10 protein-coding genes and 2 tRNA genes are annotated in these 12,725 nt (G+C 58.9%); 8 read left to right on the top strand and 4 right to left on the bottom strand.

Features of this window, described 5'->3' with window-relative positions; genetic code table 11:
• From K5E19_RS18830 to K5E19_RS18805, 6 genes are all read left to right on the top strand, one after another.
• Positions 1-1,240, top strand: a 1,240-nt coding sequence (locus tag K5E19_RS18830) for an IucA/IucC family siderophore biosynthesis protein (RefSeq protein ID WP_221552550.1), incomplete at its 5' end; no start/stop codon positions are given.
• On the top strand, positions 1,240-2,187 hold the full coding sequence (locus K5E19_RS18825) for a GNAT family N-acetyltransferase (RefSeq protein ID WP_221552548.1): 948 nt from the start codon (positions 1,240-1,242) through the stop codon (positions 2,185-2,187). The genes K5E19_RS18830 and K5E19_RS18825, both read left to right, overlap by 1 nt.
• Positions 2,184-3,926, top strand: a complete 1,743-nt coding sequence (gene iucC / locus K5E19_RS18820; RefSeq protein WP_311775523.1) for an aerobactin synthase IucC — start codon at positions 2,184-2,186, stop codon at positions 3,924-3,926. Before K5E19_RS18825 ends, iucC begins: the two co-directional genes overlap by 4 nt.
• Positions 3,923-5,248, top strand: coding sequence for a lysine N(6)-hydroxylase/L-ornithine N(5)-oxygenase family protein (locus K5E19_RS18815; protein ID WP_221552545.1), 1,326 nt, complete (start codon positions 3,923-3,925; stop codon positions 5,246-5,248). Before iucC ends, K5E19_RS18815 begins: the two co-directional genes overlap by 4 nt.
• 26 nt (positions 5,249-5,274) lie before the next feature.
• Positions 5,275-7,464: a TonB-dependent siderophore receptor gene (locus K5E19_RS18810; protein ID WP_221552544.1), complete on the top strand. Its 2,190-nt coding sequence runs from the start codon at positions 5,275-5,277 to the stop codon at positions 7,462-7,464.
• A gap of 164 nt (positions 7,465-7,628) precedes the next feature.
• Positions 7,629-7,704 (top strand) — tRNA-Asn (locus K5E19_RS18805).
• 54 nt (positions 7,705-7,758) lie between these two features.
• Here K5E19_RS18805 and K5E19_RS18800 read toward each other — a convergent pair.
• Positions 7,759-8,160, bottom strand: coding sequence for a RidA family protein (locus K5E19_RS18800; RefSeq protein WP_221552542.1), 402 nt, complete (start codon positions 8,158-8,160; stop codon positions 7,759-7,761).
• Positions 8,161-8,301: 141 nt separating this feature from the next.
• Here K5E19_RS18800 and K5E19_RS18795 point away from each other — a divergent pair, with 141 nt between their 5' ends.
• Positions 8,302-9,231 (top strand): LysR family transcriptional regulator, encoded by a 930-nt coding sequence (locus tag K5E19_RS18795; protein WP_221552540.1) that lies wholly within the window; start codon positions 8,302-8,304, stop codon positions 9,229-9,231.
• A gap of 69 nt (positions 9,232-9,300) precedes the next feature.
• On the opposite strand, the gene cbl is transcribed toward K5E19_RS18795, so the two are convergent.
• Both cbl and nac read right to left on the bottom strand, forming a co-directional pair.
• Positions 9,301-10,251 carry an HTH-type transcriptional regulator Cbl gene (gene cbl / locus K5E19_RS18790; protein ID WP_023336219.1) on the bottom strand — a complete coding sequence of 317 codons (951 nt, stop codon included), beginning with the start codon at positions 10,249-10,251 and terminating at the stop codon, positions 9,301-9,303.
• 96 nt (positions 10,252-10,347) lie between these two features.
• Entirely contained in the window at positions 10,348-11,265 is a 918-nt protein-coding gene (gene nac / locus K5E19_RS18785) for a nitrogen assimilation transcriptional regulator NAC (RefSeq protein ID WP_010432103.1), read from the bottom strand.
• A 319-nt stretch (positions 11,266-11,584) separates the two neighbouring features.
• Here nac and K5E19_RS18780 point away from each other — a divergent pair.
• Positions 11,585-11,660: transfer RNA gene (locus tag K5E19_RS18780), tRNA-Asn, on the top strand.
• A gap of 129 nt (positions 11,661-11,789) precedes the next feature.
• On the opposite strand, the gene ldtA is transcribed toward K5E19_RS18780, so the two are convergent.
• Positions 11,790-12,686, bottom strand: coding sequence for a L,D-transpeptidase (gene ldtA / locus K5E19_RS18775; protein ID WP_221552538.1), 897 nt, complete (start codon positions 12,684-12,686; stop codon positions 11,790-11,792).
• Positions 12,687-12,725: the final 39 nt, after the last annotated feature.

Raw genomic sequence — 12,725 nt, 5'->3', positions numbered from 1 at the left:
CGAGGCGCGTCGCTATCTGCCCGATTTCGCCTCCCGCTTCCCGCTGCGCTGGTTTGCCGTTGAGAGCATGCTCGTTGCTGGCGACAGCCTGAACGTCTCCCTGCGCGAACGTCTGCTGCGCTTCGCCGCGCAGAGCGCGCCGGCACTGCTCGGCCACTTCACCGACACCCGCTGGCTGCTGCCGATGCATCCGTGGCAGGCTGATTATCTGCTGGAGCAGGCGTGGTGCCAGCGTCTGGCGGAAAACGGTTCATTGCAGGACCTGGGCGAAGCGGGCGCGCAGTGGCTGCCCACCAGCTCTTCTCGCTCGCTGTACAGCGAAACCAACAGCGACATGATTAAGTTCTCCCTCAGCGTGCGCCTGACCAACTCCGTGCGCACGCTGTCGGTAAAAGAGGTTAAGCGCGGGATGCGTCTGGCGCGCCTGGCGAAAACGGAACGCTGGCAAGATTTGCAGGCGCGCTACCCGACCATGCGCGTGATGCAGGAAGACGGCTGGGCGGGGCTGCGTGACGAAAACGGCGCCATTCAGGAAGAGAGCCTGATGGCCCTGCGCGTCAACCTGCTGTTCGATACCCCCGAAACGCAAACCAACGTGCTGGTCAGCCTGACGCAGGCCGCACCGGACGGCGGTGACAGCCTGCTGGCCTCCGCGGTGCGCCGTCTGAGCCAGCGTCTGGAATTACCGCTCGCCCGGGCCGCCCGCTGCTGGCTGGACGCCTATTGTGACCGCGTATTACTTCCGTTGTTCAGCGCCGAGGCGGACTACGGCCTTGTCCTGCTGGCGCATCAGCAGAATATCCTCGTTGAAATGCAGCAGGATTTCCCCGTTGGGCTGATCTACCGCGACTGCCAGGGCAGCGCGTGGACCGAAGGGGCCGACGCGTGGCTGAAATCAGCGGGCGAGACGGAGGTGGAAAACCGCTTCGGTGAGAGCCAACTGCTGCGCTACTTCCCGTACTACCTGCTGCTGAACTCTACCCTTGCCGTCACCGCCGCCCTCGCCGCCGCCGGTTTCGACAGCGAGGAGAGCCTGATGTCTCGCGTGCGCGACGCGCTGGCCGAACTGCGCCGCACGGCAAAGCAGACCCGCTGCCTCGACTACGTGCTCGACAGCCCGACCTGGAACTGCAAAGGCAACTTCTTCTGCTACCTGCACGATCGCAATGAAAACACCATCGTTGATCCGGCGGTGATCTATTTCGACTTTAGCAACCCGTTTTACAAGGAGAAGGCGTAATGGCCATCGCGAATATCGTCCATTCCGGCTACGGCTTTCGCTGCACCGCCACGGAAAAGAACCTGCCTCTGACGCTGGGTCTTGACGGCAGCGCGGTGCTGGAGCGTCTGAACGGGATCCCGGATGGCTGGCTGGTCCAGGCGCTGGATCAGCTGTTTGTTGCCGCACCCGCGCTGACCGGCATTACCCTGCCCTGGGCGACCTGGCAGGATGAACCCCAGGCGCAGGCGCTGTTTAGCCTGGCCCACGGGGACTATCTGGCACGCGAAACCTTCTGGCAGTTGCCGCTGTGGCTGAAAGGCGAACAATCACGGGCCAGCGGCGGAATGCAGTTTGATGAGAGCCGTCAGCTGTACTTCCCGCTGCGTCCTCACCGCCCGCAGGGCGAAGTGTACCGTCGTTACGATCCGCAAATTAAGCGCACCCTCAGCTTCCGTGTGGCCGACGTGGCGCTGGACGGCGAGCGCTTTACCCAATGGATGAACAACCCGCGCGTGAACGCCTTCTGGGAGATGGCGGGCCCGCAGGCCGAGCAGGAAAGCTACCTGCGCCGTCAGCTTGACTCAACCTACTGTTACCCGGTTATCGGCTGCTTCGACGACCAGCCGTTCGGCTATTTTGAGCTCTACTGGGCGCCGGAAGACCGCATTGGTCGTCACTACCGCTGGCAGCCGTTTGACCGCGGGCTACACATGCTGGTGGGTGAAGAGAACTGGCGCGGCGCGCAGTACATCCGCAGCTGGCTGCGCGGCCTGAGCCACTATCTGTATCTCGATGAACCACGCACCGCGCGCATCGTCGCCGAACCGCGCTTCGACAACCAGCGGCTGTTCCGCCATCTGGCCTCCGCCGGTTTCGAGACGATGAAAGAGTTCGACTTCCCGCACAAGCGCTCGCGCCTGATCATGAGCCAGCGTCACCGCTTCTTCAGCGAGGTGGAACTGTGAACGCGCTCTGGCAGAAAGTGAACCGCGAGATGGTGGCGAAGATCCTCGCCGAGCTGGAATACGAGCGCACCCTGCGCGCTGAGCCGGTGTCGTCGGACGGCTGGCGCATCACCATGGGCAACGAGTCCTGGCAGTTTCGCGCCGCGCGCGGGATCTGGGGCTGGCTGCATATCGACCCGGACAGCCTGATCGCCGCCAGCGGCGACGCCGTCGAAGCGGAAAGCGCGCTGCTGCAGCTGGCGACGGTGCTGGAGATGAGCGACGCGCAAACGGCAGAGCACATGGAAGATCTCTACGCCACCCTGCGCGGAGACATGCAGCTGCTGCAGGCGCGTGAAGGGCTGGACGCGGACGCGCTGATCCACCTCGACCCGGACGAGTTACAGTGTCTGATGAGCGGTCACCCGAAGTTTATTTTCAACAAAGGCCGCCGCGGCTGGGGGCTGGACGCGCTCCGTCAGTACGCGCCGGAGTATCGCGGACGTTTTCGTCTGCACTGGGTTGCCGTTCAGAGGGCGCATCTGGTCTGGAGCAGCGACGCCGATTGCGATATCAACGCTCTGCTGGCGAGCGCCATGGACAACGCCGAGCGCGCCCGCTTTGACGCCCGCTGGCAGGCGCTGGGTCTCGACGACGGCTGGCTGCCGGTGCCGCTGCACCCGTGGCAGTGGCAGCAGAAAATTGCCATTCATTTCCTGGCGCAGCTGGCGCGTGGAGAGATGGTTGAGCTGGGCGAATTTGGCGATGAGTATCTGGCGCAGCAGTCACTGCGCACGCTCACCAACGCCAGCCGTCGCGCGCCGTACGACATCAAGCTTCCGCTGACTATCTACAACACCTCCTGCTATCGCGGCATTCCGGGCAAGTACATTGCCGCCGGGCCGCTGGCCTCGCGCTGGCTTCAGCAGCAGTTTGCCACCGACGCTACGCTTGCCCGCTCTGGCGCGCAGGTGCTTGGCGAGCCCGCCGCCGGCTATCTGTCGCATCCGGGCTACGCCGCGTTGCCGAAAGCGCCCTACCGCTATCAGGAGATGCTGGGGGTGATCTGGCGCGAGAACCCGTCCTGTTATCTACAGGACGGTGAACAGGCGGTGCTGATGGCGGCGCTAATGGAAACCGATAACGCAGGTCGTCCGCTGATTGACGCGTGGATCAAACGCTCGGGGCTAAGCGCCGACGCGTGGCTGGAAAAGCTGTTTGAAGCAACGGTGATCCCGTTCTATCACCTGCTCTGCCGCTACGGCGTGGCGCTGATTGCCCACGGCCAGAACGTGACGCTGGTAATGAAGGACTCTATTCCGCAGCGCATCCTGCTGAAGGATTTCCAGGGCGATATGCGCCTGGTGGATGAGGATTACCCGCAGGCGCAGAGTCTGCCGGAGCAGGTGAAGGCCGTCACGGCGCGCCTGAGTGCGGATTACATCATCCACGACCTGCAAACCGGCAACTTTGTGACGGTGCTGCGCTTTATCTCGCGCCTCACCCTGCAATGCGGCGTCAGCGAAACCCGTTTCTATCAGATCCTGGGCCAGGTGTTACACCGCTATATCGCCGCGCACCCGGAGCTTGCGGAGCGCTTCGCCAAATTCGATCTTTTCAAGCCGCAGATTATTCGCGTGATCCTCAACCCGGTCAAACTGACCTTCTCCGAACACGACGGCGGCAGCCGCATGCTGCCGAACTACGTTACCGATCTTGATAACCCTCTTTTTCTCGCCTCCCGGGAGTCAGCGCAATGAAAACCTATGATTTCATCGGCATTGGTATTGGCCCGTTTAACCTCAGCATCGCCGCTCTGGCCGAAGGGCTGGACGGCTTTAGCTCGCTGTTCCTTGAGCGTAAACCGCACTTTTCCTGGCACCCGGGGATGATGGTGCCGGACTGCCATATGCAGACCAGCTTCCTGAAGGATCTGGTCAGCGCCGTGGAGCCAACCAACCGCCACAGCTTCCTGAACTACCTGGTGCAGCGCAAAAAGTTCTACCGCTTCCTGACCACCGAGCAGCGCACCGTCTCCCGCGAGGAGTTTGCCGACTACCTGTGCTGGGCGGCGGAAAACCTCACCAACCTGTCATTCAGCCAGCAGGTACAGCAGGTGAGCTTTGATGAGAAAAGCGGCCTGTTTGAGGTGGTGACCCAGCGCGACCGCTTCCTTGCCCGCCACGTCTGCGTGGGGATTGGCAAACAGATCAATCTGCCTGATTGCGTTACCGTGCAGGACGATACCTGCTTCCACGCCAGCGAAATGATGCTGCGCACGCCGGATCTCGCGGGCAAGCGCGTCACCGTCGTCGGCGGCGGCCAGAGCGGTGCCGACCTGTTTTTGAATATCTTCCGCGGCGAATGGGGCCAGCCGCTGAGCCTGAACTGGGTATCGCGCCGCAACAACTACAACGCGCTGGATGAAGCCGCCTTTGCCAACGAGTATTTCACGCCGGAGTACGTGGACAGCTTCTCCACCCTCGGCGAAGAGGCGCGTCGTCAGATGCTGCACGAGCAGAAGATGACGTCCGACGGTATCACCACCGAGTCCCTGCTGGCGATTTACCGCGCCATGTACCACCGCTTTGAAGTGCTGCGTGAAAAACCCTGGGCGCATCTCCTGCCGTCCCGCTCAGTGACGTCCCTGACGCGCCAGGAAAACGGACATCGACTGAGCGTTCAGCATCACCTCGACGGCGGCCGCGAGCAGCTGGAGAGCGACGTAGTGATCTTCGCCACCGGCTACCGCGCCGTGCAGCCCGCGTTCCTCGCGCCGCTGTCTCATCGCCTGCATCTTGATACGGACGAAGCCTTCTGCATCAACAACGATTTCACCCTCGAATGGGACGGCCCGCAGAGCAACCGCCTGTTTGCCGTAAACGCCGGGATGCACCGTCTCGGCATTGCCGAACCCCAGCTCAGCCTGATGGCCTGGCGCGCGGCGCGAATTCTGAATCGCGCGCACGATGACGAGCCGTTTGAACTGGCGACCACCCCTGGCGTTATCCACTGGCGAAGCACCGCCAGCCCGGAGAGTAGCCAGGTTTTTAAATCTTTAGCAAAAACGACCGAGTACTGACACACACATTCAGGATCAACATAACAATGAAACGTTCTCATCTTTGGGTTTTAAATCCTTGCTTGCTTGCAATGCTTTCTACCTCTGCGTGGGCGGAAGAACAAAAGGAAGAAGATATCGTGGTCTCTGCCAGCCGTGCTCACCGCAGCGTGGCAGAAATGGCGCAGACCACCTGGGTCATTGAACGAGCTGAAATTGAGCAGCAGGTTCAGGGCGGGAAAGAGATTAAAGAAGTATTGGCGCAGCTGATCCCGGGCATGGACGTCAGCAGCCAGGGGCGTACCAACTACGGCATGAACCTGCGCGGTCGTTCGATGATGGTGATGGTGGACGGCGTGCGTCTGAACTCGTCGCGCAGCGACAGCCGCCAGCTCGACTCTATCGATCCGTTCAACATTGACCGTATTGAAGTGATCTCCGGCGCTACCTCGCTTTACGGCGGCGGCAGCACCGGCGGCCTGGTGAACATCGTCACCAAAAAAGGCCAGCCGGATACCGAAGTTGAGTTCCAGACCGGGACAAAGAGCGGGTTTAACAGCCACAACGATCACGACGAGAACGTGTCGGCAGCCGTCAGCGGCGGCAACGATAAGGCCTCCGGTCGTCTGTCGGTGTCGTATCAGCGCTACGGCGGCTGGTATGACGGCAACGGCGATGAGGTGATTATCGATAACACCCAGACCGGCCTGCAGTATTCCGACCGTATTGACGTGATGGGGACTGGCACCATCAACATTGACGACCATCAGCAGCTGCAGCTCACCACGCAGTACTACAAGAGCGAGTCCGACGGCAAGCACGGTCTGTTCCTCGGCGAGAACTTCTCGGCGGTGACGGGCGATGCAAAAGCCTATAACAAGGACAACCTCAACTCTGACCGTATCCCCGGTACCGAGCGCCATCTGATTAACCTGCAGTACTCCAATACCGACTTCTGGGGCCAGGACCTGGTCGCGCAGATTTACTATCGCGATGAGAGCCTGACCTACTACCCGTTCCCGACGCTGAGCAAAGGCGCGGTGACCAGCATTGGCGCGTCACAGCAGAAAACCGACTTTTACGGCGGCAAGCTGACGCTGAACAGCAAGCCGGTGGATGATTTGACCCTCACCTGGGGTGTCGATGCCGACCACGAAACCTTCGATGCCAACCAGCAGTTCTTCAATCTGAGTAAAGCGGCGGCAAGCGGCGGTATGGATCTGGAAAATGCCTACAACGTGGGCCGTTATCCGGGTTACAGCATTACCAACCTTGCTCCGTTCCTGCAGGCCAGCTACGACATTGATGCCATCACCCTGAGCGGCGGCGTGCGCTATCAGTACACCGAAAACAAGGTGGATGACTTTGTTGGTTACACCCAGCAGCAGGCCATCGCGAACGGGAAAGCCACCTCCGCCGACGCGGTGCCGGGCGGGAAAACGGACTACAACAACTTCCTGTTTAACGCCGGGATCCTTGGTCGCCTGACCGAACAGCAGCAGCTGTGGTTTAACTTCTCGCAGGGCTTCGAAATCCCTGACCTGGCGAAATACTACGGCTCTGGCACCTACCAGCTTGTCGACGGCCACTATCGCCTGCTGAACAGCGTGAACGTGAACGACTCGACTCTGGACGGGATCAAGGTCAACGCCTACGAGCTGGGCTGGCGTTTCACCGGCGATAACCTGCGCACGCAGGTCGCGGCATACTACTCGCTCTCGGATAAAACCATCACCATCAACAAGAGCGACATGACCATCAACCTCGAAGACGACAAACGTCGTATTTACGGGGTTGAAGGCCAGGTGGACTACTTCTTCACCGACAGCGACTGGAGCACCGGCGCGAACTTTAACGCCATCAAGTCTGAAACCCGCGAAAACGGGAAATGGGAGAAGCTGACGGTCGACAGTGCCAGCCCGTCGAAGGCCAGCGCATGGGTTAACTGGGCACCGGGCGACTGGGCGCTGCGCGTGCAGAGCACGCAGACCTTTGACGTGTCTGACGCCGACGGCAAAAAGATCGATGGTTATAACACCATTGATTTCCTGGGCAGCTACACCCTGCCGGTGGGCAAGGTCAGCTTCAGCGTGGAAAACCTGCTGGACAAAGACTACACCACCGCCTGGGGCCAGCGCGCACCGGGGCTGTATAGCCCAACCTACGGTGCACCGGGCCTGTATACCTACAAAGGCCGCGGACGTACCTTTGGTCTGAACTACTCGGTACTGTTCTGATCCTGCGCGCCGCCTGCGGGCGGCGCATTCTGCTGTGTAATTTCGACGCAAATTTGCCATAAAATCAGCAATTTGCTGAAATTGTCGGCAAACGAACGAAAAGTTTACTTTCCCCCTTTGACAAGGTGAACGCAGGCCGATAATATTCGCCCCGTTCACACGATTCCTCTGTAGTTCAGTCGGTAGAACGGCGGACTGTTAATCCGTATGTCACTGGTTCGAGTCCAGTCAGAGGAGCCAAATTTAAGAAGCCTGCTTTTAAAGCAGGCTTTTTGCTTTTCTGCGTATCTGAAGTTAACTCAGAATCGCATCCAGCCTGGCAATCACCTTAATCTCAAACTGAAATCCGTACAGCCACGTCACGCCGATCCCGGTTAACGTAGGGTAAGGCGCTTCCCCCCAATATTCTGGCAGGATGCTCCAGATAGTGTCGAGGTTTGACTCGGGATCGACGACGAAGAGGGTAACGTCGACCACGTCAGCGAACGTGCAGCCCGCAGCCGTGAGAACAGCATTAAGGTTATCGAATGCCAGCCGGACCTGCGCGTTGAGATCCTCTTCAGGCGAACCATCCTCCCGGCTACCAACCTGCCCCGAAACAAACAGGAAGCCGTTAGATTTGATGGCGGGTGAATACCGATTGCGCTCATAGAGCGCCTGTCGTCCGAAGGGATAAACTGCTTCGCGTGTTGTCATGTTTGTGCCTTTGTGATGGGGCGAAATCTGCCCGGTGAACATAAAGACACTTTACAGGTGCAGGATCCGGCGGATAAACAAGCGACTTTGTCCATCATTGTTTGTAATATCCAAACAATCGGTGAAAAGAGAGGACAAAGGATGGATCGTTTCGATGCGATGCGCGCCTTTGCTCGCGTGGTGGAGGCAGGCAGCTTCACAAAAGCTGCCCAAACGCTCCATATGAGCAAAACCACGGTGACGCAGCTTATTCAGCAGCTGGAAGCGCGCCTGCGCGTCAGGCTGCTCCATCGCACCACCCGCAGGCTCGGCGTCACGCCTGATGGCGCGGTCTACTATGAGCGCGTCATCCGCCTGCTGGCGGACATGGAGGATGCTGAAAACAGCCTGTCCAGTTCAGCAATGACGCCCAGAGGACGGCTGCGGATAGATGTGCCCACTCCTCTCGCCCGCCTGGTGCTGGTGCCCGCGCTACCGGCTTTTCACGCGCGCTACCCTGATATCCAGTTCGACATGGGCGTGAGCGACCGGGTGGTCGATCTGATCGGCGATAACGTGGATTGCGTCCTGCGGGGCGGCGAAATCAACGACCAGTCCCTGATTGCACGCCATGTCGGCGATTTGCAAATCGGTGTTTACGTCGCACCGAGCTATGTGGAACGCCTCGGCACTCCTGCGCATCCGCGAGAGCTGGAAAACACGGACCATCGCATCGTGGGATTCATGTCCTCACGCACCGGTAAGATTGATCCTCTGGTACTGCACGGTGAGAGTGAACATATTGAAATCACGGGCAGCTATGTGCTGGCAGTGGATGATGGCAACGCCTATCTCGAGGCTGGGCTCGCGGGGTTAGGTGTGATTGCGCTCCCCGTCTATATGGCGGCAGCGCATCAGGCTTGTGGCGCCTTAATTCCGCTATTTGAGCAATGGCGTATTAACCCAATGCCCCTGTACCTGGCATTTCCGCCGAACCGCCATGTCAACGCCAGGCTGCGCGTTTTTATTGATTGGGTCGTTGAGTTGATGCAGCAGCGTGTTCCCACGTCCACCGATAAGTTGCCGTCATGAGCACGGTTGTCTGGACGTTTATTCAGTCGACGAGCCCGGTCAGCGCAGCGGTACCGGGCAAGCCAGCAGCTAAATCTGATAATCAATCGCCACTTCTTCCGGTTCCATCACCTGGCGTTTAATCTCATCCACCGACAGCCCGGCATTGCATAGCTCGATAAAGCGCCACACGTAGTTGCGCTGCAGCTGCCCCCGCTTAAGGCCAAGCCATACGGTATTGGCGTCAAACAGGTGACGCGTATCGAGGCGCACCAGGTTCCCGTCCTCGCGCTCTCCGCTGGACTGTTCCGCCACCAGGCCAATGCCCAGACCCAGCTCAACGTAGGTTTTGATCACATCGGAGTCCTGCGCGCTCAGCACCACGTCCGGCGTTAGCCCTTTGCGGTTGAAGGCCTCGTCTATGCGCGAACGTCCGGTTATCCCCTGGCGGTATGTGATCAGCGGCCATTTCGCAACGTCTTCCAGCGTCAGGGGAGAGACCTGATTCAGCGGATGATCGACCGGGAGTAATAAGCTGTGGTACCAGCGGAACCAGGGGAAGGCTACCAGCAGCGGGTCGTTGCTCAGGCGTTCACTGGCGATGCCGATATCCGCCCCACCGTTTTGCAGCAGCACTTCAATTTCCTGCGGCGTGCCCTGAATAAGCTCCAGACGGACATCCGGGAAAAGTTCGCGGAAGGCTTTAATCACCGGCGGCAGGCTGTAGCGCGCCTGCGTGTGGGTAGTGGCGATGGTGAGCACGCCCGAGGCGTCATTGGTGAAGAGATCCGCCAGACGACGCACGTTGCTGGCCTCGTTGAGGATCCGCTCAGCGATGGTCAGCAATGCCTTGCCCGGCTCCGTCATCCCAAGCAGACGCTTGCCGCGACGGATGAAAATCTCTATCCCCAGCTCCTCTTCCAGCTCGCGAATATGGCGGCTGACGCCCGACTGGGATGTATAAAGCATGTTAGCGACTTCGGTGAGGTTGTAATCCCGCCTGGCCGCCTCACGGATAATTTTAAGTTGCTGGAAATTCACGATTCACTCCGGCGCATCTGACATAGCTCTATTGTTAGAGTCAGCCGAGCTGCAGAACAAATAATAAAAACCAGCATCTTATGCTTTTATGGAATATCAGCTCACGAGCTGGAGTTCACGGTTCTCAAGCGACGGCTTGCTGACCAGCGACATTAAAATCTCTTTTACCGCCTGTGCCTGCGGCGACAGCGAGCCGCGTGCGGACATGTTCAGCGACAGCGGCAGGCTCATTGAAGGCGTGGTGATGCGCGCCATCCAGCCGTTTGCCGCACTGCACAGCGAGCGGGCGGCGGATTCCGGCAGAACCGTCACGCCCATTCCGCTGGCAATCGCTGCCGTCAGCGTGGAAATAGAATCAATTTCGCCAATAATTTTGGCCGTCAGGCGGCGCAGGGAGAATGCTTCATCCACGCGCACGCGCACCGCGCTGTAATCGCGCGGCAGGAAGAGATTCATCTCGGCCACGGCGGTTAAATCAACGCTCTGACCCGGGCAGTCGCGGGTGCCGACCAGATAAAGATCTTCTTTCAGCAGCGGCTGGCTGGTGATCCCGGCGACGGGAGAGCGATCGTAAAGGACGGCCATATCCAGCTGGCCGTTGAGCAGTTTGTCATTCAGTACGGAACCGCTGTTTTCGTGCAGGTAGACCAGCACTTCAGGTAGCTCAGCGCGGACGGCCTGCAGCAGCGGCATGGTAATAGAGGACGCGGCCGTTCCCGGCGCCAGGCCGATAGACACGTGCCCGCTCAGGGTCTGGCCCACGTTATTCACCGCCAGCTGCGCCTGTTCACACTGGCGCAGAATAGTGCGGGCGTGGGTATACAAAATTTTGCCAGCTTCTGTTGGCGTTACGCCGCGCTTGGTGCGGATCAGTAATTGCTGATCCATCTCGCCTTCCAGCGTAGCCACCTGCTGGCTCAGCGCAGGCTGCGCGATATGCAGCACTTCTGCCGCTTGAGTCAGGCTGCCGATATCGACGATTTTTACGAAGTATTTCAGTCGTCTTAAGTTCATTTTGCCCCCTGTTCAAAAAACTGTGCCGTAACCGGCTGTCGTTGTTGAACTGGTTTTGCAATATGAATGCCAGTTTTGCGAAGAGGTCTGATTTGTTGCTAAGCGGCTGAAAATAAGGAAAGCTAATCATGGATGGGGGTTTAATGACTGAAACAGCGGTTTATGATCTGCCCCATTAGAGGTATATTCGCACCATAACGGTGCATTACGTTGGCAAAAACGCCACTTTGCTGATTTTGTCAGCAAACGATCAAAAGGTGTTGATCCATCCTTTGACAAGGCGAACGCAGGTCGATAATATGCGCCCCGTTCACACGATTCCTCTGTAGTTCAGTCGGTAGAACGGCGGACTGTTAATCCGTATGTCACTGGTTCGAGTCCAGTCAGAGGAGCCAAATTTGAAAAGCCTGCTTTTAAAGCAGGCTTTTTGCTTTTCTGCATCTGGTAAAAATGTCGGGTGGCGGCTTCGCCTTACCCGACCTACAAAAAACTCGAATCGTAGGCCGGGCAAGGCGAAAATCACCTCATATGCCGATCTTAACCGGCATCCCCGACCGCCGTTCCAGTTCAGCGCCCGCGCCCTCGTTTATCAGCTGCGCTCGCTGCACGGCTGAAATAGGCAGAGGCACTTTGCTGGTCGATTCAAATTCCGCGCGGTTACGTGACAAGGGTTCGTGAACCTCTACCCAGCGGCTACCGTCCGGCTCGGTGGTGACTTTAACGGGCCGATCGATAAGCTGCACGCGGGTTCCTACGGGAACATTATCGAAAAGGTATTTGATGTCGTTATTACGCAGACGAATACAGCCCTGACTTACCCGCAGCCCGATGCCGAAATTCGAGTTTGTGCCGTGAATGGCATACAGCCTGCCGATATAAATCGCATACAGCCCCATCGGGTTATCCGGCCCGGCGGGTACGAATGCCGGAAGGGTTTTCCCCTCTGCCGCATAGGCGCGGCGCGTATTCGGCGTCGGAGACCAGGTTGGCCCCTCCTGCTTACGCTCAACGGCCGTCACCCAGTTACGCGGGGTTTCACGCCCGGCCTGTCCGATGCCGATGGGCAGCACCTCCACGGTATTGCCGCCCGGTGGATAGTAGTAGAGACGCATTTCTGCCACGTTAACGACAACGCCCTCGCGAACGGTGTCGGGCAAAATCAGCTGCTGAGGTATCACCAGCCGGGTGCCGGATTTGGGCAAAAAAGGATCCACGCCCGGGTTTGCTTCCAGCAGGTTGCTCAGCCCTTGCCCGTACTGCGCGGCAAAGGCTTCCAGAGGCAGCGTGTTGCCTTCGGGAACGGTGATGATAATCGGGGTTCCTACCAGACGACTGCCTTCCGGCGGAAGTGGATAGGTTACGGCAAACGCACCGGGAACAGCGGCGCACAGCGTAAGGACGAACCAGATAAGTCGAATCATAGTTTCCTGTGCTCATAAAAAGAGAAAGCCCGGCTCAGG

It is taken from the genome of Enterobacter sp. RIT637 (assembly GCF_019718755.1).
Classification (GTDB): domain Bacteria; phylum Pseudomonadota; class Gammaproteobacteria; order Enterobacterales; family Enterobacteriaceae; genus Enterobacter.
Note: the sequence above shows the minus strand (reverse complement) of the source record. Positions and strands in the feature narration are given on the sequence as shown.